The organism is Variovorax sp. P1_G12 (assembly GCF_056405555.1).
The window spans coordinates 317,545-342,581 of the sequence record NZ_JBFUBW010000002.1 but is presented as its reverse complement, the minus strand read 5'-3'; the positions used below and the strand labels follow the sequence as shown (position 1 = coordinate 342,581).

The window sequence follows — 25,037 nt, the reverse complement described above, 5'->3', positions numbered from 1 at the left end:
CCTCTTTCAATCGACACGACATGGACTTCACGATTTGCCCCTCCATCGAGGAACTGAAGCTCGCCACCCGGCGCTTCATCGCTGAACAAGTCATCCCGCTGGAGAACGATCCGCGCCAGTCCTCGCACGGGCCCGACGAGAGCCTGCGCCTGGAACTGGTGGCCCGGGCCCGATCGGCCGGACTGCTGACGCCCCACGCCTCGGTCGCCCTGGGCGGCAAGGGACTGAGCCACATCGCCAAGGCGATGGTCTTCGAGGAGGCCGGCTACTCGTGGCTCGGGCCGACGGCACTCAACATCCACGCACCCGACGAGGGCAACATTCATCTGATGGAAGAGGTGGCGACACCGCGGCAGAAGGAGCGCTGGCTGCGGCCGCAGGTTGAGGGGCACACCCGCTCTTGCTTCGCGATGACCGAGCCCGACGGCGCAGGGGCCGATCCCTCGATGCTGGCGACCACCGCCCGGCGCGACGGCGACCACTATGTGATCAACGGCACGAAGTGGTTCATCACCGGCGCCGAGGGCGCCGACTATGGCATCGTCATGGCGCGGATGGAGGATGGATCCGCCACCATGTTCCTCACCGACATGAATCGCTCCGGCATCACCCTCGAGCGCAGCATGGATGCGATGGACCGCTGCTTCACGGGCGGGCACGGCGTGTTGCGTTTCGAGAACCTGCGCGTTCCCGTCGAGGATGTGCTCGGCGAGGTGGGCCAGGGCTTCCGCTACGCCCAGGTGCGCCTGGCGCCGGCGCGGCTCACCCACTGCATGCGCTGGCTGGGGCAGGCGCGACGCGCGCATGACGCGGCCGTCGCCTATGCGGCCCGCCGCCACGCCTTCGGCAAGCCGCTGGCGCAACACGAAGGCGTGGGCTTCCAGTTGGCGGACAACGACATCGACCTGCAGACCGCGCGCTTGCACATCTGGCATACCGCCTGGCTGCTCGACAAGGGCGAGCCCTGCAGTTTCGAATCCAGCCGCGCCAAGGTCGTGTGCTCGGAAGCGCTCTGGCGCGTCGTGGATCGTTGCGTGCAGATCCTGGGCGGACAAGGCGTGACGGCCGAGACGCCGGTCATGCGCATCTTCACCGACATGCGCGCGTTCCGGATCTATGACGGCCCGAGCGAGGTGCATCGCTGGAGCATGGCCCGCAAGATCGTCAAGGCGGCCGGGGCCGGCGCGTGACGACCGCGGACACCACCATCGACGTGCGCAAGCTGGGCGAGTATCTGCTGGCGCAGGGGTTGACCCCGACGCCCGAAGTCCAGTTGACGCCCCTGTCCGGAGGCCAGTCCAATCCGACCTACGTGCTGACATCGGGCGACCTGCGCCTCGTCCTGCGCACCAAGCCGCCCGGCCAACTGCTGGCGTCTGCGCACGCCATCGACCGCGAATACCGGGTGATGGAGGCGCTGATCGACAGCAACGTGCCGGTGCCGCAGATGGTGGCCTATTGCGCCGACACGGCCTGCCTGGGCCGCGAGTTCTATCTGATGGAACTTGTCGCGGGGCGTGTCTTTGTCGATCAGTCGTTGCCCGAGTGTTCGCGGACGGAGCGCGGCGCCATCTACCAGGAGATGGGCCGGGTGATCGCGGCGCTGCACGCGGTGGACTTCCGTGCGGCGGGCTTGGCGGATTTTGGCAAGGCCGGCAACTACTTTGCCCGGCAGATCGCACGCTGGTCGCGCCAGTGCCGGGACGCACGGCGGCCGGTCGGTCCCGCGATGCGCGAGCTGATGGACTGGCTGCCCGAGCACGTTCCGCCCGATGACGAGACCACGCTCGTGCACGGAGACTACCGCCTGGACAACCTGATCTTCCATCCCACCGAGCCGCGCGTGGTGGCGGTGCTGGACTGGGAGCTCTCCACGCTCGGGCATCCGCTTGCCGACCTCTCGTACCAATGCATGGCCTGGCGCATTCCGGCCACCTTGTGGCGCGGCGTGGGCGGCCTGGACCTGGAGGACCTGGGCATTCCCGATGAGGCGGCCTACCTGCGCGCCTACACACGGCGCACCGGACGCGAGCCCTTGGAGCACTGGGAGTTTTACATGGCCTACAACCTGTTCCGCATGGCCGCGATCCTGCACGGCATTGCGGAGCGTGCAGCTTCCGGCAATGCTGCGGCGGCCGACGCCGTCGAGACCGGGCGCAAGGCCGAGCCGTTGGCGCAACTCGGGTGGGCCAGCGCGCAGAGCTACCAGCGCTGACTATCCGACCTTGAAGTCAGCGGGCGTCGATGCGAATTGATTGACAAGGAAAAGACATGGATCTCGGGGCAAAGCTGAAGGGAAAGAAGGTGCTGATCACCGGCGCGTCGTCTGGATTCGGCGCGCATTTCGCACGGCTTGCCGCACGCTGTGGTGCGGCGGTGGTCATCAGCGCACGGCGCGTTTCGCGGCTGGAGGCCCTGGCCGTCGAACTGCGGGAGCTCGGCGCACCGCTCGTGACGGTAGTTGAGTGCGACGTGACCAACGAGGCTTCGGTGACGCAGGCCTTCGAGACCATCTCGGTGACCGGGGCGCTGGTGGACGTGGTCGTCAACAACGCTGGCATTGGGGGCGGCGCCGCGTCGATGGAGCAGCCGATCGCCCAATTCGACGCGGTCATGTCGACCAACTTGCGCGGCGTCTGGCTCGTTGCGACCGAAGCAGCGAGGCGCTGGAAGGCGGCCGGGCGAGGCGGGTCCATCGTCAACATCGCGTCGATCCAGGGAGAGCGGGTGTCGCCCGGCGTCGCCGCGTACTCGATCTCGAAGGCCGGCGTCGTCCACATGACGAAGAGCCTGGCCCTGGAATGGGCGCGGTACGGCATCCGCGTCAACGCCATCGAGCCCGGCTACGTCCGCACCGAGATGACCGACGACTTGTGGGAAACCGACTACGGAAAAGCCATGATCAAGCGCATTCCCATGCGCCGCCTGGGGCAGCCCGAGGAACTCGACGGCGTGCTGCTGCTGCTGGCCACCGATGCCGGTGCCTGGATGACGGGGGCCTGCATCCCGGTCGACGGAGGACACCTTTGCTCCACGCTCTAGGAACGGTCCGGCCGGACGTGGTGCGCACATCAGCGAGGTGCAAGATACCCTCGTCGTGGCGCGGGACTCACCCCTTGCCGGCGGGTGCCACCAGGGGGGAGGTGATCTCTCGGGAATAGCTGAAGGTGCGCTGAATATCCAGTTGCCGGATACGCCAGGCACCGTCCGACGCCAGTGCCAACTCGCACGTGACGTCGACGAGCAGAAATGGTGTCGAGCCCGGCACCGGGAGGCTGGCTGGCGAGCCGCTGTCGTAGAGATGCAAGGCCAGACCATAGACCGCGGTGGCACTCTCGGCGTCCTGCCTGAGCAGGGCGAAGTTGTTGACGATGTGCCGAGCCACCTGCGTTGCCGACCGCTTGCGCAACGATTCCTCGATCTGCTGTCGATTGCGCAGCATGACGCCACCGCGCTCCCACAGGCATTCGGGTGCCACTTGTTCCATGGCGAGGGCGTAGTCGCCTCGGTCCACGCCATAGTAAAAGAGGAGAACGCTCTGGTGGCAGGCAGTCAGCCTTGAATGGAGTTCGGAAAAGCTCATGTTCGGGTTCTCAAGGTGAGGCATGCAGTTCAGTCGCCCAGCACCTTGCCGAAAGGCTCGAAGCGGGTGCCGTTGAAGCGCACGAGCTGCATGCGCTCGATCGGGAAGAAATCGGTCGGCGAGGTCTTGACCTCGATGCCCGGGAGCAGCATCGGCGGGGTGTACTGAAGGTTCGCGGCCTGCTTCATGATGTTGGCGCGCGTGAGGTCGTCACCGGCCTTGCGCAGCACCTGTTCCATCGTCTGAGCTATGGAATAGCCCAGCACGTTGAGCGAATCGCTCACGTCGCCCGCAGGGTAGTACTTGGTCATCCAGGCCTTGTAGTCCTCGAATTCCTTCGCGCCCTTCCACACGGGGTCGACGGGGTCGCGAATGTACATCGCCGAGATCACGCCCTTCGCGTTCTCGGGACCGGCCGGATTGATCACCGTCGAGACCGACACCGAGGCGCTGAACAGGTACTGCGTGGGCTTCCAGCCGATCTCCGCAGCCTTGCGAATCGCCTGGGCCGCAAACTTGGGGATCGTGAAGTTGATGAAGGTGTCGGCGCCGGAGGCCTTGAGGCTGATCATCTGGCTGTCGATGGTCGGGTCGGACATCTCATAGGTGGTCTGCGCGACGATCATGGTCTTGGCCTTGTCGCCCAGCACGTCGGTGAGGCCCTTGAGGAATTCCCTGCCGGAGTCGTCGTTCAGCGTCAGAACGGCGATCTTCGCGTTGGGATTGGCGCTCAAGATGTGTTGCGCGTAGATCTTGCCTTCGGTCAGATAGGTGGGCTGCCAGCCCATGGTCCAGGGGAAGGCCTTGGGGTCGCCGAAGCGCGTGGCGCCGGAGGCGATGAAGAGCTGCGGCACCTTCTTCGCGTTCAAGTAGCGCTGGATCGCCAGGTTGTTCGGCGTGCCCGGCACGGCGAACATCGCGAGCACCTCGTCGCGTTCGACCAGCTTGCGCGTCTGCTCCACCGTTTGCGCGGGGTTGAAGGCGTCATCGAGCGAGATGAAATTGATCTTGCGCCCGTTGATGCCGCCTTCGGCGTTCACCTTGGCAAAGTAGGCGGCTTCCGCCCTCCCGATGGTGCCGTAGGACGAGCCGGGCCCGGAATAAGCCATGACGTGACCGAGCTTGATTTCGGTGTCGCTCGCGCCCGTGTCATAGCGTTTTTCGGCCTGGGCCGTGAAGGCGGCGGCGAGCCCGAGCGTTGCCGCAATGCCGGCGCTCAGAAGGCGGCGTCGCGAGGCGTGGTGGGTCAAAAGGGTGGCACATGTCATGGTGTTGTCTCGGTTGTTCTCAAGGGAAGCGGCTGCCGACGGACCTCTCGCTGGGTCTCGTTCGGCGTTCGTGCCGGATGTTAGGTAGCTTCGCTCGCACATCCCATCGTCGGAACGGACGGTTGAGCGCGCCCGAGCGAGAGGCCATCCGTTCTCGTCGCTTCCGACGATCCAGGCCGGCCGCGTCCGCCTCATACTTGGCAGACAACGACGATTCGACGGAGACACGCTGTCCATGGACCTCACCCAGCCCTTGCACAAGGCCTTGCAGGAACGCCCGAACGCCACCGCCCTCGTGTGCGGCGAGCGCCGACACACCTTCGCCCAGGTCGCTGACCGCGTGGCGCGGCTCGCGGCCGTGCTGCGATCGCTCGGCCTGCAGCCGGGCGACCGCGTGGGCCTGCTGGCCCTGAATTCCGACCGCTATGTGGAATACCTCTACGCCACCTGGTGGGCGGGAGGCGTGATCAACCCGGTCAACATCCGATGGAGTGCGCGCGAGATTGCGTACTCGCTGGACGATTGCGACACCCGCATCCTGCTGTCCGATGCGCACTTCGGCGCCGTCGCGCAGCAGCAGCGCGAACTGTCTCGCTCGATGAAGCACCTGTTGCACTTCGGCGATGGCCCCGCGCCGGAAGGCATGGCCGACGCCGAAGCGCTGATGGCACAGGCGCAGCCCGTGTCCGACGCCAGGCGCAGCGGCGCCGACCTGGCCGCGGTGATGTACACCGGCGGCACCACCGGCCTGCCCAAGGGCGTGATGCTCACGCATGGCAATCTCTACGCCGGCCAGCTCTCGACCAACATGGCCGCCACGCGCCCGGCCGAATCCGTCGGCCTGAACATGGCGCCCATGTTCCATGTGGGCGGCGCCGGCCTCACGCTGCAGCTGATGATGCGACTGTGCACCCAGGTCATCATCCCCGCCTTCGACGAAGTAAAGGTGCTGGAGGCGATTCAGAACGAGCGCGCCAGCGAGACCTTCATGGTGCCCACCATGATCAAGCGGCTCATCGAGCACCCGCGCTTCTCCGAATTCGACACCTCCAGCCTGCAGCTGGTGCTGTACGGCGCGGCCCCCATCGACGACACCTTGCTGCTGCAAGCCATCGAGAAGCTGCCGCGTGCCGGCTTCTGCCAGCTCTACGGCATGACCGAGCTGTCGCCCGTGGTCACGGTGCTGCCCACGTGGTGCCACCGCCTCGACCAGCCGTCGGGCCGCCGGCGCTCGGCCGGGAGGCCCGTGCCCATCGCAGAACTTCGGATCGTCGATGTCGAAGGCCGTCCCGTGCCGAACGGCGCTGTCGGCGAGATCGCCGTGCGCGGACCGATGGTGATGGCCGGCTATTGGAACAAGCCCGCGCAGACCGCCGAGGTGCTGCGCGACGGATGGATGCACACCGGCGATGGCGGTTGCATGGATACCGACGGTTTCGTCTACGTCGTGGATCGGCTCAAGGACATGGTCGTGAGCGGCGGCGAAAACATCTACTCGGCCGAGGTCGAGAACGCGATCGCGCAGCTTCCGCAGGTCTCGGCGTGCGCCGTGGTTGGCGTGCCCGATGACAAGTGGGGCGAGCGTGTGCACGCGGTGTTGGTGCTGCGCGCTGGCGAAACCCTGAGCGCCGAGGCGCTGATGGCTCACTGCAAGACCCTGATCGCGGGCTACAAGTGCCCGCGCAGCGTGGAGTTCCTCGAAGAGATGCCGCTGTCGCCGGCGGGCAAGATACTGAAGTACAAGCTGCGTGAGCGGCACTGGCAAGGGCGCGAGCGGAAAGTGGCCTGACAGGAGGGCCCTGCCGATGGGCTACCCCGGCGAGTGCCACGCCCTCATGGCGGTCGTGGTCGGTCGTCGGAGAAACAGTTCAGTCGGCAGTGGCGACGCGGTTGGGCCCCATGTAGCCGAAAAGGTGGCCCGCCACCTTGCGCATCTGGATCTCCTCGGAGCCCTCGGTGATGCGGTAGCGGCGGTGGTGGCGGTAGATGTGCTCGAAGGGCTTGTGGCGCGAGTAGCCGATCCCGCCGTGCACCTGCATCGCACGGTCGGCAGCCTCGCACACCAGGCGGTTGGCCCAGTAGTTGCACATCGAGACCTTGTCGGAAAGCTGCTTCTCGACCTGCGGCTTGGGCATCTGGTCCATCTGCCACGCGGTCTTGCGGATCAGCAGGCGCAGCATCTCGATCTGCGTGGCCAGCTCGACCAGCGGAAACTGGATGCCTTGATTGCGCGCCAGTTCCTCGCCGAAGGGCTTGCGCTCGCGCGCGTACTTCACGCTCTCGCGCACGCAGTAGTCGGCCGCGCCAAGGCTCGACGCGGCCTGACGGATGCGGTTCTCGTGCACGAAATGCTGGGCGATGGCCAGGCCGCCGTCGAGCGGGCCGAGCACGGCGTCCTCGGGCACCCACACGTTCGTGAAGCTCACGCGCGGATGGTCAGTGGGCATGTTGAAGGTCCAGAGGTATTCCTCGATCTTGAGGCCCGCGGCCTGGGCCGGCACCAGCAGCGCGCTGATGCCGCGCGCATCGCCATCGCGGCCGCTGGTGCGCGCGAACACCACGCAATGGGTGGCGGTGTGCATGCCGGTGGCCCACATCTTCTCGCCGTCGATGCGAAAGCCCGCGCGGCCGTTGCGCACCTCGGGCACGGCACGCGTCTCCATGTGGGTGGCGTCGGAGCCGTGGCCGGGCTCGGTCAGGCCGAAGGCGAGGTGCAAGCGCTCGTCGAGCATGCCCTGGATGAATTCGTCGCACTGCGCGGGCGTGCCGAAGTCGCGGATGGCCAGCACGAAGGGGTTGTTGGCGACGATGGAGTGTTCGTTCTGCAGGTCGTTGTGCAGGCCCAGGCCGCGCGCGGCGAAGTGCTCGCGTATCACGGCCATCCAGAGGTTGCTGCCGTTGCGGCCGCCGAACTCGCCCGGTAGCCCGAAGCGCAGATGGCCCGCGCGGTCGGCACGGCGACGCGCTTCGGCCAGCAGGGCTTCCCATTCGGGACGCGGCAGGCCGCCGTTGTCGAAATCGGTGCGCGCCCATTCGCGGCGGTGGTCGAAGAAACGCTCGTTGTCGTCCTGCGCCTGCAGCGGTGCGATCTCGCGGTCGATGAAGGCGTCAAGTTCGTTCAGGTAGTCGACGAGGTCGCGGGGCAGGTCGAAATCCATGGGTCAGTCTTCCTTCGTGCCGGCGGCATAGCCGGGCTGGTTGATGGCAAGTTTGTCGCGTGTGGTCTGGCGCAGGTGGGCGACCAGGCCCGGGGTTTCGGGACCGAGCCGGCCGGCGGCGATGCGATCGCAGAGCAATCGGTTGGCCGCCGCCAAGTCGGCGGGCACATCGGATCCCAGCAGCTCATGCAGCCGCGTCGCTTCGCGCGCCTGCGCCTGCGGACCGAGCTGCACTTCGCGCCGGACGATGTCGAGGGTGTTCGCGGCCACGCGTGCGTGGAAGGCCACCCGGCCCTCGGTGGCCGGTACCACCTGCTCGCGCAGGAAGGCGGCGACGGCCTCCAGCAGTTCAATGACGTCGGGACGATCCTGCATCAGATGGCCTCCTCGGGCACGAGCAGCGCCAGCAGGTCGGACTCGACCTCCGACGCACGGCGGCCAATGGCGGCTTTCTCGACGTCGCGCTCGCGGCCGCTGAGCCAGGCATGCGCCATGGCTTCACAGACGATGCCCCATTTGAGCGTACCCAGCACTTCCCACCAGTGCACGCGGTCCGCGTCGACCCGCCCGCCTTCGGCCTCGTAGCCTTCGAACAGTTGCTCGCGCGTGCCGAAGCCGCCCACCGGCAGTTCGCCGCGGCCAAAGCGCCAGGAGCGCACGCACATCCAGCCGAGGTCCTCCATCGGATCGCCGAGATGCGCCAACTCCCAGTCGAGCACGGCGCGCAGGCCCTCCTCGCCGACCATCAGGTTGCCGTTGCGGAAATCGCCATGCACGAGCACCGGTGTCGACACGTCGGCGGGCGCGTGTGCGCGCAGCCATCGGAAGGCGAGTTCGAACACCGGCCGTGCGGTGCCGTGGCTGCGGTGCAGGCCGATCTGGAAATCCAGTTCGGCTCGCGCGGCGGCCGTTCGAAGCGATGGCAGGCCGAGCGCGGGCAGGCGGTGGATGCGCGCCATGGCCGCGCCGCACTGGTGCGCCAGCACGCGGCGCGCGCCGGCCAGCCGGGCATCGCGCACGATGCGGCGGCCCAGCGTCTCGCCGTCGATCCGGTCCATCACGAAACCTTCGCCCAGTCCGTCGGCGGGTTGCAGTACATGCCGCACGCCGGGCACTGGCACGCCGCCTGCGCGCGCAGCGTCGATCAGTTGCGCCTCCGTGCCCAGGCCGGCGGTGCCCTGTGCGCGCGCGCCTGAGGCATCGGCCGCGCAGCGCAGCACCAGCGGCAAGACAGACTGCGCGCCTGCCATTGCCACGTCGAAAGCCCAGGTCTGCTGACTGGCGCCGCCTGAGAGTCGGCGCAGCGCCTGGACCGCCTGGCCGGGCGCCATGCGCCCGGCCAGGCGTTGCAGCGCGTTTGCAACGAGCGTCGCATCGTCGTTCATTCGTTGTTTCGTGATGTGGCGCGGCGGCTATCTGGCGCGGGCGAAGCGCTCCTGGATCTTGCGCAGCAGGCCGATCACGCCACCGGGCATGGCGAACATGCAGGCAATGAGCACCACGCCGTACACCGCCCAGGGCACGGCCTTGGAGATCTGCTCGGCCAGCGAGGGCACAAACATGATGAAGATGGCGCCGAAGATGGCCCCGTACAGCGTGCCCACGCCGCCCACCACGATGCCCACGAGCAGCGAGATCGAAAGGAACAGCGTGAACGAATCGGGCGACACGAACTGCACCGCGATGGCCGACAGTGCACCGCCTACGCCGGTGTAAGCGGCCGAGACGCCAAAAGTCATGGCCTTGTAGTGGTTGTTGTCCACGCCCATCGCCTCCGCCGCCATCGCGTGGTCGCGGATGGCGCGCATGGCCCGGCCGCTCCCGCTTTGCAGCAGGTTGTACGCGATGACGAATGCCACCACCGTGACGAACAGCGAGAACAGGTAGAGCCACTGGTCATCGCTGAGCGGCAGGCCGAAGGGTGCGGAGGGCTTCATGAGCACAATGCCCCGCACGCCGCCGGTCCAGGGCTCGAGGTGCTTGTACTTGAGCAGCTGCGGCATCGCCACGGCGAGCGCAAAGGTGGCCAGCGCGAGGTACACCCCTTCGAGCTTGAGCGCGGGCCGCCCGAACAGATAGCCGACGATCAGGCACACCACCGCTGCTGCCGGCACCACGAGCCAGTACGGCGCATCCGCATGTTCCATGAGCATGCCGGCGGTGTAGGCGCCGATGGCGAAGAAGGCCCCGTGACCGAGCGAGATCTGTCCGTTGTAGCCCGTGAGGATGTTCAGGCCCACCAAAGCGATGGCATACGACAGCACCATGGTCGCCTGGAACAGCTGGTAGCCGTGCGCCACGAAGGCGACGCTGGTGGCCAGGAGGATCAGCACGCTGACCCACATGAGCCTTTGACGCGAATCCACGGCAGCGCGTGCTTCATTGCGGGCGGCCGATGCTGCCATGGGCGCAGGCGTGGGGGTGGAGGCTTGAGCGAAGTTCATGCGATCAGACACGAGTGACCAGTTTGCGGCCCATGAGGCCAGAAGGCTTGACGATGAGCACGCCGACGATCAGCACGAGCGCGACCGACAGCTTGAGTTCGGTGCCCACCACGTAGGTGCCGATCAGGTTCTCGAGCACGCCGACGATGAAGCCGCCGAGCACCGCGCCCACGGGACTGTCGATGCCACCGATCAGTGCGCCCGCGAAGGCGTAGAGCAACACGCCGGTCATCATGTCCGGATCGAGGAACACCACAGGGGCGACCATCATCCCGGCCACCGCTCCGATGGCGCTGGCCAGACCCCAGCCGAGCATCAACATGCGCCCGACGTTGATGCCCACCAGCCGCGACGAGGCCGCGTTCTGCGCGGCAGCGCGCATGGCCAAGCCCAGGGGCGTGAAGCGGAAGAACGCGAACAGGAGCACGACCACCAACAGCGTGACGCCGATGGCGCCGACCTCGTGCGCCGACATCATCGTGCCGCCGAACCATGCGTCCGCAGGGAAGGGGCTCGGGAAGCGCTTGATGGTGAAGCCGAAGAGCCAGCCCGCGATGCTGTGGAAGATCACCAGCAGGCCGACGAACACCACCACCACCGAGAGTGCCGGCTTGTCGTGCATCGGCCGGATCACGGTGAATTCAACGACCACCGCGAGTGCGAAGGACAGCACCACGGTCGCGGTGAAGGCGACCCAGTAGGGCAGCCCGGCCTGCATCAGGCTCCAGGCGATGAAGGTCGAGAACATCGCCATCTCGCCCTGGGCGAAATTGATGTGGTGCGTGGCCTGGTAGATCATCACCAGCGCCAGCGCGACGCAGGCATAGATGCCGCCGGTGGCCAGGCCCGCCAGCAGTTGGTGCAGGAATGCGTTCATGTGTAGGTTCTCAATCGCCGAGGTAGGCTTTGCGGACGGCGTCGTTGCAGCGGATTTCGGCGGTGGGGCCCGAGAGCACGATGCGGCCGGTCTCGAGGAGGTAGGCCGAATCGGCCAGGTCGAGCGCGAGCTTCGCGTTCTGCTCCACCAGCAGGATCGACACGCGCTCTTCCTTGTTGATGCGCCGCATGATCGCGAAGATGTCCTTCACGATCAGCGGGGCGAGCCCGAAAGACGGCTCGTCGAGCAGCAGCAGGCGCGGCTTGCCCATGAGCGCGCGGCCGATGGCGAGCATCTGCTGCTCACCGCCCGACAGCGTGCCGGCCTGCTGGTTGCGGCGCTCGCGCAGGCGCGGGAAGTAGTCGAACACGCGCACCATGTCGGCGTCCACGCCCTCGCGGTTGCCGCGGGCGTAGGCGCCCAGGCGCAGATTCTCTTCGGTCGTGAGGCCGAGAAATGTGCCGCGCCCGTCGGGGACGTGGCCTACGCCGGACTTGGCGATCTGCTCGGTGGAGCGGCCGTCGATACGCTGGCCGGCCAGCATGACGCACCCCTCGGTGCTGACCATCATCTGGCACAGCGCGCGCAGCGTGGTGGTCTTGCCGGCGCCGTTGGCACCGAGCAGCGCCACGACCTGGCCCGTGGGAATGTCGAGGTCGATGCCTTGCAGCACGCGCGTGTGGCCGTAGGCGGCGCGCAGATCGCGCACTTCGAGGATGTTCGTCATGCCATGGCCTCCGCTTCCGCGTCTTCGCCCAGGTAGGCCCGTATCACCTCGGGGTGCGCGCGCACTTCGGCTGGCGTGCCCTCGGCGATCTTCTTGCCGAAGTTGAGTGCCACCACCTTGTCCGAGACGCCCATCACCAGGCTCATGTGGTGCTCCACCAGGAGCACGGTGATGTGCAGACTGTCGCGGATGTTGCGGATCAGCGCGCCCAGGCTTTCGAGTTCCTCGTGGTTGAGGCCGCAGGCCGGCTCGTCGAGCAGCAGCAGTTGGGGTTCGGCCGCCAGCGCACGCGCCAGTTCGACCCGCTTCTGCGTGCCGAAGGGCAGGTCGCCCACCTCGCGATCGGCCACGGCATCCAGTTCGAGAAAATGGATGGAGTGGTCGGCGCGCGCGCGCGCCTGCGACTCGATGGCCGCCACGCCGGGCAGCCGGAAGGCGTGGCGCAGGAAGCCTGCGTGGTGCTTGCTGTGGCAGCCCACCAGCACGTTCTCGCGTACCGTCATGGTGCGAAACAGCGCGAGGTTCTGGAAGGTACGGCCGATGCCGATGCCGGCCATGCGATGGCGCGGCATGTGGGTGAGCGAATGACCGTCGAATTCAATGCGGCCGGCGCTGCAGTCGTACAGACGCGAGAGACAGTTGAACAGCGTGCTCTTGCCTGCCCCGTTCGGCCCGATGAGGCCGCAGATCTGCCTTCGCTGGATGTCGAACGAGACCCCATTGAGCGCCACGATGCCGCCGAAGCGCACCGACACGCCGTCGATGCGCAACAAGGGGGTGCTCTTGTCTGCGCGATCGCAATCTTGAACCATATTTCGATCTCTTTGCGTTGGGGCGGGGTATGACGGCACCGCCCATGCGGCTGCCTTCGAATGGCGGCGCCGGCGTCAGAGCCGTTCGACGATGGTCACGTTGGCCATGCCGCCGCCTTCGCACATGGTCTGCAGGCCGTAGCGCTTGCCGCGCTGGCCCAGCGCGTTGACCAGCGTGGTCATCAGCTTGGTGCCCGAGGCGCCCAGCGGATGGCCCAGCGCGATGGCGCCGCCGTTCACGTTGAGGCGCGCGGGGTCGGCGTCCAACGCCTTCAGCCAGGCAAGCGGCACCGGCGCGAAGGCTTCGTTGACCTCGTACAGGTCGATGTCTTCGATCTTCATGCCGGCCTTCTTCAGAGCGCGCTGCGTGGCGGGCAGCGGTGCCTCCAGCATGAGGACCGGGTCGTGCCCCATGACGCTGATGTGATGCACGCGCGCCAACGGCTTCACCCCCAGCGTCTTGAGGCCGCGCTCGTTGACCACCAACAGGCCACTGGCGCCGTCGCAGATCTGGCTGGCGGTGGCGGCGGTGCAGCGGCCGCCTTCGGCGATCAGCTTGACACCGGCGATGCTCTCGAGCGTGGCGTCGAAGCGGATGCCTTCGTCCGTGGTGTGCTGCTCGCCGGTCTCGGCGCCGTCGGCCATGCGCACGGCCACGGGCACAATCTCGCGCTCGAAATAACCCTGCTGGGTGGCGGCAATCGCACGGCGGTGGCTTTCCAGCGCATAGCGGTCCAATGCATCCTTCTCGATGCCGTGGTTCCGGGCGATCATCTCGGCGCCCGCGAACTGGCTGAACTGCACGCCGGGGTAGCGCTGTTCCATCAGCGGGCTCACGTAGAAGCCAAGATTGTGCTTGAGCGGCAATGTGGTGGGCAGGCCCATCGGCACGCGGCTCATGCTCTCGACACCGGCGGCAATGACGATGTCCATCGTGCCCGACATGACGGCCTGCGCCGCGAAGTGCAGCGCCTGCTGCGAAGAGCCGCACTGGCGGTCGACCGAGGTGGCGGGCACAGACTCGGGCAGCTGCGAGGCCAGCACGGCATTGCGCGCAATGTTGGAGGCCTGCTCGCCGGCCTGGCCGACGCAGCCCATGATCACGTCCTCGATCAGCGCGGGGTCGGCGCCGGTGCGCTGCACCAGCGCGTTGAGCACCTGCGCGGCGAGGTCGGCCGGGTGCCATCCGGCGAGGCGGCCATTTCGGCGGCCTCCGGCGGTCCGCGCGGCGGCAACAATGTAGGCTTCAGTCATGCGAATTCTCCGGTTGCACCCTCATTTGGGTACGTCGGAGAATTGTTGACGCTGTGCCGTATTGCGGTGTCGTCGGAACCGACGGTTTTGGGCCCCGCGTCAGGAAGTCACCGGAGCCCTCAAGCGCATGCGCGGTGGCGAAACGCGCTCCTGGAGGGCGCCACTTCTTCCTCTATCCTCAGCGCGGCGCCATCCGGATGCCGCCATCCAGCCGCACGCTCTCGCCGTTGAAATAGCCGTTGGTGATCATCAGCTCGGCCAGCGTCGCGTACTCGGCCGGGTTGCCCAGTCGCTTGGGAAACGGCACCGAAGCGGCCAGCGCCGCCTTCACATTGTCGGGCGCGGCCTGCAGCAGCGGTGTGTTGAAGATGCCCGGAAGGATGGTGTTCACACGGATGCCTTCGCCCATCAGGTCGCGCGCGATCGGCAGCGTCATGCCGACCACGCCAGCTTTGGAGGCCGTGTAGGCCGCCTGGCCCATCTGCCCGTCCTGCGCCGCGACCGAGGCGGTGTTGACGATGGCGCCGCGCTCGCCGTCTTCCAGCGCATCGAGCGTGAGCATGCCTGCCGCCGACTTGGCGATGCAGCGGAAGGTGCCGACCAGGTTGATCTGGATGATGCGGTCGAAGTTCGCGAGCGGAAAATGCTTGATCTCGCCCGAGTTCTTGTCGCGGCTCGCGGTCTTCACCGCATTGCCGGTGCCGGCGCAGTTCACGAGCACGCGCTCCTGACCGTGCGCCGCGCGGGCCTTGGCGAAAGCGGCATCCACCTGCTCCTCGGAAGTCACGTCGACCTTGCAGAACACGCCACCCAGTTCCTTCGCGAGGGCCTCGCCGTGCTCCGCGTTGAGGTCGAACAGCGCGACCTTCACGCCGTGGGAAGCCAGGCGCCGCGCAGTGGCGGCGCCAAGGCCCGAGGCGCCACCCGTGACGACGGCGGCAATGCTGGAATCGAGATGCATCTCTTGTTGTCCTTTGATAGAGAAGAGGGAAAAGGTGCTTGCCGCTCAGAGAAGGTAATAACGCTGCTTCTGCGCCGCCATCTCACGCATGCGTGCCGTGGGCACGTACGGCGCACCGAGGGCCGCATGTTTATCGCACAGCGCGACGACGCGCGCCAGTCCGAGCCAGTCCGCGTACTTGAGCGCGCCGCCCGCGTAAGCCGGAAAGCCCACCCCGAGCAGCAGTGCCATGTCCAGCTCTGCCGGCGTGGCGACGACGCCGTCCTCGAGTGCGTGGGCGGCCTCGACGATCATCGGCAGCATCATGCGTTCGACGATCTCCGCGTCGGCAAAGCCGCGCCGGCCCTGCGGCTGCAGCGCGGCGACCAGTGCATGCGCTTCTGGCGCGGCGCACCTGCGCGGACGGCCCGAGGGGTCGTTCTCGTAGCGGTAGAAGCCTGCGCCGCTCTTCTGGCCGTAGCGCTTGTTCGCCACCATCAGCTTCACCGCGTTGCGCTCGATTGTCGGCATGCGCTGCGGGTAGCCAGCGGCGATCACGTCGCCCACGTGCGCGCCCACGTCCATACCCACCACGTCCTGCAGATAGGCCGGACCCATCGGCCAGCCGAAGGCTTCCATCGCGCGGTCCACGGCCTCGAAGTCGGCGCCGTCGGCCACCAGCTGCACGAAGGCATTGACATACGGCGTGAGGATTCGGTTGACCAGGAACCCTGGGCAATCCTTCACCACGATGGGCGTCTTGCCCATGGCGACCGCATAGCCCACGGCGGTGGACACGGCGGTGTCACGGGTCTTGGCGCCCTGGATCACTTCCACCAGCTGCATCACCGGAACCGGGTTGAAAAAGTGCATGCCGACGAAGTCTTCGGGCCGCGCGAGCGGCTGGGCGATGTCATCGATACGCAAGCTCGAGGTGTTCGAGGCGATCACGGTGCCGGGCCTCACGCCGTGCTCCAATGCGGCCAGCACCCTGCGCTTGACCTCGAGGTTCTCGACCACGGCCTCGATCACGCAGTCCACCGCATCGAAACCCGTCTCGTCGAGCTGCGGCACGATGGACGCAAGTACCGCGTCGGCCTTGGCCTGCACGAGCCGGCCGCTCTTCACTTGCTTGGCCAACTGCTTGCCGGCCTCGGCCATGCCGAGGTCGAGTTGCGGTTGCGCGATGTCCTTCATGAGAACCGGGGTGCCGCGCAGCGCGCTGGTGTAGGCGATGCCGCCGCCCATGATGCCCGCGCCGAGCACGGCCGCCTGCTTCACCGGACGGCCTTCGCGGGCATGGCGCTTGTAGAGCTTCTTGAGCGCCTGCTCGTTCAGGAAGGCTTGCACCAGCGAGGCGGCCGCCTGCGTCTTCGCCACGCGGCCGAAAGCGATCGATTCGAGATCGAGGGCGCCCGCGCGGTCACGGCCCGCGCCCTCGGCCATCATTTCGAGCGCGATGACGGCTGCGGGCTGATGCTTGCCGCTGCGTGCCATCACCTGTGCGCGCACAGTTTCCGCCAGCGCGCCGGCCTCCCGCGTCGCCAGGCCCCGGGGCGAGCGCTTGCGCTGTTGCGCGGCCTGCCAATCGACCTCGCCGTGGACCGCGCGCTGCAGCAGCGCCAGTGCCCGTTCGCGCAGCGCGTCAGGAGCGGCGACCTCGTCGACCACGCCTGCCGCCAGTGCAGCCGGCGCCTTGGCGGGCTTGCCGCTCGCCACCCAATCGGTGGCGGTGGCCAGGCCCGCCAGGCGCGACAGCCGCACCGTGCCGCCGAATCCGGGGATCAGGCCAAGCTTCACCTCGGGCACGCCCACTTGGGCCGTGTCCGCCATCACGCGCAATGATGCGAGCATTGCCAGCTCCAGTCCTCCGCCCAGCGCGAAGCCGTTGATGGCGACCACGCTGGGCACCCTCAGGTCCTCGAAGGCGTTGAAGAGTTCGTTGCTTGCGCGCACGCCGCGCGCGATCTCCGCCTCGGGCTGCTGGAAGGTCGCGCCGAACTCGGTGATGTCGGCGCCGACGATGAACACGTCCTTCGCGCTCGTCACCAGCACGCCGCGCACTTCGGGTGAAGCCGCAATGCGTTGGGTGGCCTGCCGGAACTCCTCGACGGTGCGCGCGTCGAGCTTGTTGATGGCCTCTCCGCGCCGGTCGAAGCGCAACTCCACCAGTCCGTCCTGCAACGGCAGGATTTCGATACTTTCGCCCTGGAACAAAGAAATTCTCCTCACAGCCGGCGACACGCCGGCCAATGGGGAAAAGTTTAAGGACGCGCCCCAGCCGTAGGCATCGTCCGAAGCGACGATTGAGGCAGTCGTGGCGAAAGTCTCCGGCGGAACAGATCGACGAGGGCTCGGACCGATGGAGCTGCGCTACAGCTCACGGCTCTACTTTGCTGCCTCCACGATCTTCTGCCAATCTTTCAAGTCCTTCTTCAGGAAGGCTTGGAACTCGGTCGGAGTCATGACCATCGGCTCATTGCCCATGTCCACCAGCTTGGGGCTCATTGCGGTGATGGTCTCGCCAATCGCCTTGTTGAGCCGCGCAACGATCTCCGGCGGCGTGCCGGGTGGCGCAACAAATCCGTACCAGGGCACCACTGCAAAGCCGGGATAGGTTTCGGCGACGGTGGGAACGTCTGGCAGGCGTGCCGTTCGGCGAGCGCTGGTCACCGCGATGATCTTTGCCTTGCCGGTCTGCAATATGGGCGAGGCTGCGGCCAAACCCCCAAAGGCCATCTGGATATCGCCGGCAACGATGCCCTGAAGAATGCCCTTGGTGCCATACGTCACGCCTGTGAGGTCTGCCCCGCTCATGCGCACAAACCATTCCGTCGCCATGCCGGCGAAGGTGGTGGGGCCCGCCGAGCCATAGTTGAACTTGCCCGGGTTGGCCTTCGACTTGGCGACCAGTGACTTGATGTCACTGGCGTCGACGTCGCTGTTCACGATGACGATCATCGGAACGCTCATCATGGGCGCAATGGGCACGAAGCTCTGCGGATCAAAGGGCAGGCGTATGCCGGCGCTGGTTTGATTGATGGAATGCGTGGCGCTGATGATTCCGAGCGTGTAGCCGTCGGGTGCCGACTTGGCCACCGCGTCGGGCCCGATCGATTCATTGCCTCCAGGCCGGTTTTCGACGACGACAGGTTGGCCCAGGCGTTGACGCAGTTCATCGCCCATCAGACGCGCCACGAGGTCGGCACCCCCGCCGGCGCCCTGCGGAACGATGAGTCGGATCGGCTTGCTGGGATAGCCCTGAGCCAAAGCCGCGCTCGTCACAAAGGACGCCAGCGCGGCAGCGATCAATCTAACAAAGCGCATGGGATTCTCCGTTGAAGTGATGAGTTGGGGTCGCTGAAGAACCATGGTCGCGTCCGGCGCCGGTCGGCCTCGAACTGCCTGATTCGCGGTGCCAGCGTCAGGGTCGCGCCGATCTCGTCGAGCCCCTTCAACAGCTGTTCCTTGGGAGTGGGCTCGATGTCGAATCCGATGCACCGCCGGTCCGGCGTGACGATCGTCTGAGATGGCAGGTCGACCTCGAGCGCATAGCCTGCCTGGCGCGACACTTCGCCAAAGAGGGACTCGACTGCTTCTTCGGGGAGTGCGATCGGCAGCAATCCGTTCTTGAGACAGTTCGCGAAGAAGATGTCCGCAAAACTCGGTGCGATCAGCACGCGGAAACCGTATTGCTCCAGCGCCCACGGTGCGTGCTCGCGGCTCGAACCGCAGCCGAAGTTGCGGCGCGCCAGCAGGATCGACCCATGTCGGTAGCGTGGCTGGTTCAGTACGAAGTCGGGATTGAGCGGTCTGGCGCTGCAGTCGATGCCCGGCTCTCCCACATCGAGGTAGCGCATGCCGTCAAACAGACGCGGTCCGAAGCCGGTGCGCTCGATCGACTTCATGAATTGCTTGGGCAGGATTGCATCGGTGTCGACATTGGCACGGTCGATCGGCACGACCGTTCCCCGGTGGCAGTCGAACGGCTTCATCGCGGGCTGCGCTGCCATTGCCGCTCCTTGACCTTCACCAGGCCGACCAGCGTGCTGTTCACAGGTGCCGCGATGCCGACTCTGGCGCCCTGCGCGGGTACCACGCCGTTGATGACGTCGATCTCACTGACGCGGCCCGCCTCGTGGTCGAGCAGGGCAGAGGGCTTGGCCTTGAATACCCGCATGCCGAAAGCCCTGGCATGTTCCACCGGATCTGCGACCTCGATCTTGACCCCCAGGGCCTTGGCCACCCTCCAGGCCTCGGTTGCCGCGGCGCGGCTGATCGGGCCCATCTCGGGATCGTCGAGTACTTCGCCGACCGTCATGCCGGTCAGCGCGCATGGCGCGCTGTAGGCCACGTTGCAGATGAGCTTTTCCCATTGCATCGCCACGATGTCGTGCACGGCCTTGGCATCGAAGCCGGCGTCTTCCCAGATCCGCGTCGCGGCCTGCAGCCGCTCGAACGGCAGGGCCCCATAAGCGCCAAAGCGCATCGCCTGCATCGCATTGTGGTGTGCGTAGCCAGGACCCTTCAACGATGCGCCGAATCCGCTCGCGATGCCGACGGCAAGGCGGTCCGGGCCCACGACGCGCGCGACTGTGTCAGCCGAGCCCAGGCCGTTCTGAATCGTCATGACGACGGTGTTGGTGCCGAGAAAGGGGAGGGCCTGCTGGGCGCCGGCCTCCACGTCCGCCGCCTTCACCGCAATCACGACGAGATCCATCGCTTCTTCCGGTGCACGGGTCGATGCCTGGATCCTGACCCACCGATCCCCGAGCGGCCCTTCCAGGCGCAAGCCGTTGTCGTTGATGGCTTGCACGTGGGCGTCCCATCGGGCCAGCGCCCACACCTGGTTTCCGGCAGYGGCGAGCAGCGCGGCGTAGACCGACCCCATCGCTCCACAGCCTACGATTGCAATTTTCATGACGTTTTGCTCTTGCTCAGTTCTTGATCAGGTCGGCAATCGCCTCGCGCAGGCCGGCCTTTTCTTCGAGGCCGAAGCCGGGCGCTTGCGTGGGCAGGGCGTGGCCTTGCGAAACCATGCAGGCCTCGGGGTAGCCTCCGAACGGTTGGAAGACGCCTGGATAGACCTCGCATCCCCCCAGCCCCAGGCCCGCCACGATGTGAAGATTGATCAGATGGCCACCGTGCGGCAACACCTGAGCCAAGGAGAAGCCGCGTGCCTCCAGCGCCCGCATGGTGATCATGTATTCGGTCAGGCCGTAGCTCAGTCCAGCTTCCATCTGGAAGATGTCCCTGCCTGGCCGCATGCCGCCAAAGCGCAGCAGGTTGACGGCATCGATGGTGGAAAAGAGGTTCTCGCCTGTGGCGATCGCGCCGCTATAGTGTGTCGACAGCTCTGCATTGAGGCCGAAGTCCAGCGGATCACCGACTTCTTCGTACCATCGCAGCCTCAATGGAGCGATGGCATCCGAATAGGCCAGCGCGGTTCTCAGATCAAAGCGGCCATTGGCATCGACGGCCAGGTGCTCGCCAGCGCCAGCGACTTCGAGCGCCGCGTGAATGCGCCGCACATCTTCATCCAGGGAAGCGCCCCCGATCTTGATCTTGTAGTCGACAAAGCCAAGATCCCGGTAGGTCCTGATCTCGGTCTGCAATCGATTCAGCGAGTCGCCCGGGTAGTAGTAGCCGCCTGCCGCATAGACCGGTATCGGGTCGATCGCGGCCGGTCGGCCGGCCGCGCGCGCGATCGTCACATGCGCCGGCTCGTCTGCGAGCTTTGCGTTCAAATCCCAGATCGCGAGCTCGAGCGCGGCGACGGCCGTGGCCCGATCGCCGTGGCCTCCCGGCTTTTCGTTCGTCATTGCGGCGCGGTACACCGCATCCGCTGAAAAGCTTCGGCCGTCAGGCGCGAGCAGATCTCCTGGCGGGCGATGGAGCACTCGGGGGATGAACCGCTCGCGCAACAGGCCTCCTTGTGCGAAGCGGCCGATCGAATTGAATGCGACTCCGACGACAGGCCTTCCGTTGCGGATCACGTCGGTGAAGACCGCAACCAGGGAGACCGTGTGCTCCGAGAAATTGACCAGCGCGTTGGACACATCCCCGCGCAGTGGAATGGACATCTCACGAATATCGACGATTCGCATGGGGTTCCTTGGGATGGGTGGCTGTCAATTCAGTCGCCTGAAATCGACAAAGTGGCCTGCGATGGCAGCAGCGGCCGCCATCTCCGGGCTGACAAGATGCGTGCGACCGCCGACGCCCTGCCGGTCTTCGAAGTTGCGATTGGATGTGGAGGCACACCGCTCTCCGGCAGACAGACTGTCCGGGTTCATGCCCACGCACATCGAACAGCCGGCATCGCGCCATTCGAAGCCGGCGTCGATGAAGACGCGGTCGAGCCCTTCCTCTTCGGCCTGCAGCTTGACCAGGCCCGAGCCCGGCACGACCAATGCCCGACGGACAGTCGGCGCCAGATGTCTGCCGCGCACGACGCCCGCGGCGGCCCGCAGATCCTCGATGCGCGAGTTGGTGCACGACCCGATGAAGATGCTGTCGAGGTGAATGTCGGCGATGGCCATGCCGGGCTGGACTGCCATGTACTTCAGTGCGCGCTCCATGGCTGCGCGGCGCGTCGCATCCTGCTCCAGCGCGGGGTCGGGAATCCGACCATCCACCGAGACCACCATTTCCGGCGATGTGCCCCAAGTCACGAGCGGACCGAGCGAGCTGACGTCGATGTCGACCTCGGCGTCGAAGCGCGCGTCGTCGTCCGTCTTGAGGGCGAGCCAGACCGGCACCGCCGCCTCCCAGGTGCGTCCTTTGGGGGCCAATGGGCGGTGGCGCAGATAGTCGACGGTTTTTTCGTCGACCGCGACCATTCCGCACCGTGCCCCGGCCTCGATGGACATGTTGCACAGCGTCATGCGGGCTTCCATGGACAGGTTCCGCACCGCCTCGCCGGCATATTCGATGGCATGGCCCGTTGCGCCTGCCGTGCCGATCTTCGCGATCATCGCCAGCGCCAGGTCCTTGGCGCCTATGCCTGGCGCCAGGGTTCCTCGGAAGTTGATCCGCATGCTCTTGGGTTTGCGCGTCAGCAGCGTCTGGGTGGCCAGCACGTGCTCGACTTCGGAAGTGCCGATGCCGTGTGCGATGGCGCCGAAGGCGCCGTGCGTGCTGGTGTGGCTGTCGCCGCACACGACCGTCGCGCCCGGCAGGGTGGCGCCCTGTTCGGGGCCGACGACATGGACGATGCCCTGTCGGCGGTCCGCGAGCGCAAACAGCGGCACCGAGAACTCGGCGCAGTTCTGGTCGAGTTTTTCGATCTGCACGCGAGCGACCTGGTCCTCGATCTGCTGTCCGCGGCCTTGCGTCGGCACATTGTGATCCGGCGTCGCCAGATTCGCGTCCAGGCGCCACGGTTTCAGACCGGCGATGCGCAGGCCCTGGAACGCCTGCGGGCTGGTCACTTCATGCAGAAGGTGGCGGTCGATGTACAGGAGGGTGTTTCCGTCCGGTGCCACGTCGATGACGTGCTCATCCCAAACCTTGTCGAAAAGAGTCTGTCCCGCCATTGATGTTCTTGCTGCGTTGTTCGCGGTCTGCCGGCCTGTTCATGCGAACAGAAGTGCGTATGTACTGTTCAAACGATATGTAGGTACATATTAAACTGTCGACTTGCCGTCGTGTCAATCGACGCGTGCGAGGACCGTGCCCCTTGCGTTGCTAGACTGAATCCAAAGCCCTTCGAAATATGTCCATTCCTCTTTATCAACACGTCGCGCAGGACCTGGTCCAGAAAGTGACGTCTGGCGTTTTTCCGGTTGGCAGCGTGCTGCCGAGCGAGCTCAAGCTCATGGAGACCTATGGCACGAGCCGCAACACCGTGCGGGCCGCGTTGAAGCAACTGCAGGACATCGGGCTGATTTCGCGCAAGCGCAATCGCGGCACAACGATCCAGGCGCGTCCTTCCGCAGGGGCCTTTACTCAGTCACTGTCGACACTGGATGATCTGGTCAGCTTTGCCAAGTCGGCAACCCGCGCGGTGAACGCCAGCAGAGAAATGGTGTTGGACATCGATACTGCGCGCGCCCTCGGATGCCAGCCAGGCTCGCGGTGGCTCCACATCGCGATGACGCGAAGCGAGCCCGGGGCGGCCATTCCCCTCGCGTGGACGGATGCCTATGTCGATCCGCACTATGCCGGTGTGCGCCTGCTGGCCAAGAAGCATCCCGACCGGTTGTTGTGCGATCTGATCGAGATGAACTACGGGCGGCGCATCGCCACCATAGAGCAGACGGTGGGTGCTCGAGCGCTCGGCGGCGATCATGCGAAGAGGCTGTCGGTGCCGGAAGGAACGCCCGGACTGGAGATCATTCGGAAGTATCGGGACGCAGCAAACGCCTTGGTGCTGGTCACCCGCTCGTACTACCCGGCGGATCGCTATGTCATCTCGACAACCTTGATCCGCACAAGTTGAACCCAGTGAGGACTTGGCCAAAAAAACTGCCGCATCGGCGCCAGCGCGACGATAGCCTTCAATCAAGACAAACGCCCCGTGACCTGCATGTATCCGCGGGCGTCCATCGTGCCAAGGTCGCCGGTGCGGACCTCAAGAATCATCGTTTCGGACGATGCCCAAGCCTTCCCCTTTCCAGATACTAGCTGATCAGCGATGGTCGAGTCATCTGGAACGCTCCGCCGTTGAAGAAACCACCACACACACAAGGAGACAAAGACAATGAATTGGAGAAAAAAATCCAGGTTCACACAGGCGGCAGYGGCCGTCTTGCTCATTGCGGCAGCGGCCCCTTATGCCGGCGCACAACAATCCGGCATCTCCGACGACGAGGTGCGCATTGGCGTCCTGACGGATCTTTCGGGCGTCTATTCCGACGCCAGCGGCCGCGGATCGGTGATCGCAGCGCAAATGGCCATCGACGACTTCGTTGCGCAAGCCAAGCCGAAGTTCAAGGTCAAGCTTCTGTCGGCGGACACGCAGCTCAAGCCAGATGTCGGCGCTACCATCGCCCGGACGTGGTTCGATCGCGATGGCGTGGACATGATTGTCGACATACCGTCATCCGCAGTGACGCTGGCAGTCATGAATCTGGCTGCCGAGAAGAACAAGGTCGTGATTCCTACCGGTCCGGCATCGCTGCGTATCACCAATGAAGACTGCATGGCCACCGCACTGCATTGGGCCTACGACGAATACTCTCAGGGGCAAGGCACGGCACGTGCCATCACGGAGGCCGGTCACAAGAACTGGTTCTTCATCGAGGCTGATTACGCGGGTGGCAGGGCACTGCGTTCTGGCTTCGAAGATGCCGTGAAAGCGGCTGGTGGCAATGTTGTCGGCTCGGCGAAGCACCCACTGGGTGCCATGGACTTTGCGTCACAGATTGCACAGGCACAAAACTCCAAGGCAGACGTGATCGGCATGGCCAATGCGGCCGGGGATTCTGCGAACTTCGTCAAACAGGCCGCGAGTTTCGGCGTAACTCCCAAACAGATCATTGCCGCATCGTTGATCCACATCACTGAGATAAACGGCTTGGGCCTGAAGTCAACCAAGGGCATGTATCTGACCGACGGCTTTTACTGGGATCGCAATGCCGAAACACGTGCATGGTCAGAGCGATTCCTCGCACAGAAAAAGAAAATGCCCACGATGGTTCAAGCCGGCACGTACTCGGCTGTCTTGCATTATCTAAAGGGTGTTCAATCGGCGGGAACCGATGAGGCCAAGGCCACGGTCGCAGCCATGAAGAAGATCCCCGTCAACGACATTTTCGCCACGAACGGCAAGATTCGGGAGGACGGTCGAATGGTGCACGACATGTACTTGTGGGAGATCAAATCTCCCGAAGAGTCGAAATATCCGTGGGACTATTACAAACTGCGTGCGACGATTCCTGCGGAGATGGCATTCCGGCCACTGGAGCAAAGCACGTGCAAGCTTGTAAAAAAATGAACACATAGGACCATTGTGAGGGGTCGAATCCCCG

General features: G+C 65.6%; 23 protein-coding genes. 6 read left to right on the top strand and 17 right to left on the bottom strand.

Going from position 1 to position 25,037, the window contains the following annotated elements:
- Nucleotides 1-20: 20 nt before the first annotated feature.
- From AC1D2O_RS03770 to AC1D2O_RS03760, 3 genes are read left to right on the top strand one after another with little or no spacing between them, the layout of a single operon-like run.
- Nucleotides 21-1,190 (top strand): acyl-CoA dehydrogenase family protein, encoded by a 1,170-nt coding sequence (locus AC1D2O_RS03770; protein WP_478156214.1) that lies wholly within the window; start codon nucleotides 21-23, stop codon nucleotides 1,188-1,190.
- Nucleotides 1,187-2,215: a phosphotransferase family protein gene (locus AC1D2O_RS03765; RefSeq protein WP_478089028.1), complete on the top strand. Its 1,029-nt coding sequence runs from the start codon at nucleotides 1,187-1,189 to the stop codon at nucleotides 2,213-2,215. The genes AC1D2O_RS03770 and AC1D2O_RS03765 overlap by 4 nt, the downstream gene beginning before the upstream one ends.
- Nucleotides 2,216-2,271: 56 nt before the next feature.
- A complete protein-coding gene (locus AC1D2O_RS03760; RefSeq protein ID WP_478156212.1) occupies nucleotides 2,272-3,042 on the top strand; it encodes an SDR family NAD(P)-dependent oxidoreductase in 771 nt (256 codons plus the stop codon).
- A 67-nt stretch (nucleotides 3,043-3,109) separates the two neighbouring features.
- Here AC1D2O_RS03760 and AC1D2O_RS03755 read toward each other — a convergent pair whose 3' ends face one another.
- Both AC1D2O_RS03755 and AC1D2O_RS03750 read right to left on the bottom strand, forming a co-directional pair.
- Nucleotides 3,110-3,583: a hypothetical protein gene (locus tag AC1D2O_RS03755; RefSeq protein ID WP_478089026.1), complete on the bottom strand. Its 474-nt coding sequence runs from the start codon at nucleotides 3,581-3,583 to the stop codon at nucleotides 3,110-3,112.
- 29 nt (nucleotides 3,584-3,612) lie between these two features.
- On the bottom strand, nucleotides 3,613-4,851 hold the full coding sequence (locus AC1D2O_RS03750) for an ABC transporter substrate-binding protein (protein WP_478156211.1): 1,239 nt from the start codon (nucleotides 4,849-4,851) through the stop codon (nucleotides 3,613-3,615).
- 235 nt (nucleotides 4,852-5,086) lie between these two features.
- Between AC1D2O_RS03750 and AC1D2O_RS03745 the strand changes: the two genes are divergently transcribed.
- Complete coding sequence (locus tag AC1D2O_RS03745) at nucleotides 5,087-6,640, top strand: long-chain-fatty-acid--CoA ligase (protein WP_478092782.1); 1,554 nt, start codon at nucleotides 5,087-5,089, stop codon at nucleotides 6,638-6,640.
- A gap of 79 nt (nucleotides 6,641-6,719) precedes the next feature.
- Here AC1D2O_RS03745 and AC1D2O_RS03740 read toward each other — a convergent pair whose 3' ends face one another.
- The 15 genes from AC1D2O_RS03740 to leuC all read right to left on the bottom strand — a co-directional run bounded on the left by AC1D2O_RS03740 (nucleotide 6,720) and on the right by leuC (nucleotide 22,601).
- Nucleotides 6,720-8,009 carry an acyl-CoA dehydrogenase family protein gene (locus AC1D2O_RS03740; RefSeq protein WP_478092783.1) on the bottom strand — a complete coding sequence of 430 codons (1,290 nt, stop codon included), beginning with the start codon at nucleotides 8,007-8,009 and terminating at the stop codon, nucleotides 6,720-6,722.
- Nucleotides 8,010-8,012: 3 nt separating this feature from the next.
- Complete coding sequence (locus AC1D2O_RS03735; RefSeq protein ID WP_478092784.1) at nucleotides 8,013-8,384, bottom strand: DUF6285 domain-containing protein; 372 nt, start codon at nucleotides 8,382-8,384, stop codon at nucleotides 8,013-8,015.
- Nucleotides 8,384-9,394, bottom strand: coding sequence for a phosphotransferase family protein (locus AC1D2O_RS03730; RefSeq protein WP_478092785.1), 1,011 nt, complete (start codon nucleotides 9,392-9,394; stop codon nucleotides 8,384-8,386). The genes AC1D2O_RS03735 and AC1D2O_RS03730 overlap by 1 nt, the downstream gene beginning before the upstream one ends.
- 27 nt (nucleotides 9,395-9,421) lie before the next feature.
- Complete coding sequence (locus AC1D2O_RS03725) at nucleotides 9,422-10,414, bottom strand: branched-chain amino acid ABC transporter permease (protein WP_478156209.1); 993 nt, start codon at nucleotides 10,412-10,414, stop codon at nucleotides 9,422-9,424.
- Nucleotides 10,415-10,457: 43 nt separating this feature from the next.
- The gene (locus tag AC1D2O_RS03720; protein WP_478156207.1) at nucleotides 10,458-11,330 is read right to left on the bottom strand and encodes a branched-chain amino acid ABC transporter permease; all 873 of its coding nucleotides are present in this window, start codon (nucleotides 11,328-11,330) and stop codon (nucleotides 10,458-10,460) included.
- 10 nt (nucleotides 11,331-11,340) lie between these two features.
- Nucleotides 11,341-12,057, bottom strand: a complete 717-nt coding sequence (locus AC1D2O_RS03715) for an ABC transporter ATP-binding protein (protein WP_478091859.1) — start codon at nucleotides 12,055-12,057, stop codon at nucleotides 11,341-11,343.
- The gene (locus AC1D2O_RS03710; protein WP_478091857.1) at nucleotides 12,054-12,869 is read right to left on the bottom strand and encodes an ABC transporter ATP-binding protein; all 816 of its coding nucleotides are present in this window, start codon (nucleotides 12,867-12,869) and stop codon (nucleotides 12,054-12,056) included. Before AC1D2O_RS03710 ends, AC1D2O_RS03715 begins: the two co-directional genes overlap by 4 nt.
- A 75-nt stretch (nucleotides 12,870-12,944) precedes the next feature.
- Nucleotides 12,945-14,123, bottom strand: coding sequence for an acetyl-CoA C-acetyltransferase (locus tag AC1D2O_RS03705; RefSeq protein WP_478156205.1), 1,179 nt, complete (start codon nucleotides 14,121-14,123; stop codon nucleotides 12,945-12,947).
- A gap of 178 nt (nucleotides 14,124-14,301) precedes the next feature.
- Complete coding sequence (locus tag AC1D2O_RS03700) at nucleotides 14,302-15,084, bottom strand: SDR family NAD(P)-dependent oxidoreductase (RefSeq protein WP_478091854.1); 783 nt, start codon at nucleotides 15,082-15,084, stop codon at nucleotides 14,302-14,304.
- Nucleotides 15,085-15,129: 45 nt separating this feature from the next.
- Nucleotides 15,130-17,280, bottom strand: a complete 2,151-nt coding sequence (gene fadB, locus AC1D2O_RS03695) for a fatty acid oxidation complex subunit alpha FadB (protein ID WP_478091852.1) — start codon at nucleotides 17,278-17,280, stop codon at nucleotides 15,130-15,132.
- 171 nt (nucleotides 17,281-17,451) lie between these two features.
- Nucleotides 17,452-18,390 (bottom strand): Bug family tripartite tricarboxylate transporter substrate binding protein, encoded by a 939-nt coding sequence (locus tag AC1D2O_RS03690; protein ID WP_478156203.1) that lies wholly within the window; start codon nucleotides 18,388-18,390, stop codon nucleotides 17,452-17,454.
- Entirely contained in the window at nucleotides 18,372-19,058 is a 687-nt protein-coding gene (gene leuD, locus AC1D2O_RS03685; RefSeq protein WP_478091863.1) for a 3-isopropylmalate dehydratase small subunit, read from the bottom strand. The genes AC1D2O_RS03690 and leuD overlap by 19 nt, the downstream gene beginning before the upstream one ends.
- The gene (locus AC1D2O_RS03680) at nucleotides 19,055-19,984 is read right to left on the bottom strand and encodes a ketopantoate reductase family protein (RefSeq protein WP_478156201.1); all 930 of its coding nucleotides are present in this window, start codon (nucleotides 19,982-19,984) and stop codon (nucleotides 19,055-19,057) included. Before AC1D2O_RS03680 ends, leuD begins: the two co-directional genes overlap by 4 nt.
- A gap of 16 nt (nucleotides 19,985-20,000) precedes the next feature.
- A complete protein-coding gene (locus tag AC1D2O_RS03675; protein WP_478091848.1) occupies nucleotides 20,001-21,170 on the bottom strand; it encodes an enolase C-terminal domain-like protein in 1,170 nt (389 codons plus the stop codon).
- 24 nt (nucleotides 21,171-21,194) lie between these two features.
- A complete protein-coding gene (gene leuC / locus AC1D2O_RS03670) occupies nucleotides 21,195-22,601 on the bottom strand; it encodes a 3-isopropylmalate dehydratase large subunit (RefSeq protein WP_478091846.1) in 1,407 nt (468 codons plus the stop codon).
- A gap of 179 nt (nucleotides 22,602-22,780) precedes the next feature.
- Between leuC and AC1D2O_RS03665 the strand changes: the two genes are divergently transcribed.
- Both AC1D2O_RS03665 and AC1D2O_RS03660 read left to right on the top strand, forming a co-directional pair.
- Entirely contained in the window at nucleotides 22,781-23,506 is a 726-nt protein-coding gene (locus tag AC1D2O_RS03665) for a GntR family transcriptional regulator (protein ID WP_478156199.1), read from the top strand.
- Between the two features lie 261 nt (nucleotides 23,507-23,767).
- A complete protein-coding gene (locus tag AC1D2O_RS03660; RefSeq protein ID WP_478156197.1) occupies nucleotides 23,768-25,003 on the top strand; it encodes an ABC transporter substrate-binding protein in 1,236 nt (411 codons plus the stop codon).
- Nucleotides 25,004-25,037 lie beyond the last annotated feature (34 nt).

Bases quoted from the DNA above. Each gene is read 5' to 3' on its own strand.
- leuC (WP_478091846.1), bottom strand. From the start codon at position 22,601: ATGGCGGGACAGACTCTTTTCGACAAGGTTTGGGATGAGCACGTCATC.
- AC1D2O_RS03750 (WP_478156211.1), bottom strand. From the start codon at position 4,851: ATGACATGTGCCACCCTTTTGACCCACCACGCCTCGCGACGCCGCCTT.
- leuD (WP_478091863.1), bottom strand. From the start codon at position 19,058: ATGAAGCCGTTCGACTGCCACCGGGGAACGGTCGTGCCGATCGACCGT.
- AC1D2O_RS03665 (WP_478156199.1), top strand. From the start codon at position 22,781: ATGTCCATTCCTCTTTATCAACACGTCGCGCAGGACCTGGTCCAGAAA.
- AC1D2O_RS03690 (WP_478156203.1), bottom strand. From the start codon at position 18,390: ATGCGCTTTGTTAGATTGATCGCTGCCGCGCTGGCGTCCTTTGTGACG.
- AC1D2O_RS03770 (WP_478156214.1), top strand. From the start codon at position 21: ATGGACTTCACGATTTGCCCCTCCATCGAGGAACTGAAGCTCGCCACC.
- AC1D2O_RS03755 (WP_478089026.1), bottom strand. From the start codon at position 3,583: ATGAGCTTTTCCGAACTCCATTCAAGGCTGACTGCCTGCCACCAGAGC.
- AC1D2O_RS03740 (WP_478092783.1), bottom strand. From the start codon at position 8,009: ATGGATTTCGACCTGCCCCGCGACCTCGTCGACTACCTGAACGAACTT.
- AC1D2O_RS03725 (WP_478156209.1), bottom strand. From the start codon at position 10,414: ATGGCAGCATCGGCCGCCCGCAATGAAGCACGCGCTGCCGTGGATTCG.
- AC1D2O_RS03705 (WP_478156205.1), bottom strand. From the start codon at position 14,123: ATGACTGAAGCCTACATTGTTGCCGCCGCGCGGACCGCCGGAGGCCGC.
- AC1D2O_RS03760 (WP_478156212.1), top strand. From the start codon at position 2,272: ATGGATCTCGGGGCAAAGCTGAAGGGAAAGAAGGTGCTGATCACCGGC.
- AC1D2O_RS03730 (WP_478092785.1), bottom strand. From the start codon at position 9,394: ATGAACGACGATGCGACGCTCGTTGCAAACGCGCTGCAACGCCTGGCC.
- AC1D2O_RS03720 (WP_478156207.1), bottom strand. From the start codon at position 11,330: ATGAACGCATTCCTGCACCAACTGCTGGCGGGCCTGGCCACCGGCGGC.
- AC1D2O_RS03745 (WP_478092782.1), top strand. From the start codon at position 5,087: ATGGACCTCACCCAGCCCTTGCACAAGGCCTTGCAGGAACGCCCGAAC.
- AC1D2O_RS03700 (WP_478091854.1), bottom strand. From the start codon at position 15,084: ATGCATCTCGATTCCAGCATTGCCGCCGTCGTCACGGGTGGCGCCTCG.
- AC1D2O_RS03675 (WP_478091848.1), bottom strand. From the start codon at position 21,170: ATGCGAATCGTCGATATTCGTGAGATGTCCATTCCACTGCGCGGGGAT.
- AC1D2O_RS03735 (WP_478092784.1), bottom strand. From the start codon at position 8,384: ATGCAGGATCGTCCCGACGTCATTGAACTGCTGGAGGCCGTCGCCGCC.
- AC1D2O_RS03715 (WP_478091859.1), bottom strand. From the start codon at position 12,057: ATGACGAACATCCTCGAAGTGCGCGATCTGCGCGCCGCCTACGGCCAC.
- AC1D2O_RS03710 (WP_478091857.1), bottom strand. From the start codon at position 12,869: ATGGTTCAAGATTGCGATCGCGCAGACAAGAGCACCCCCTTGTTGCGC.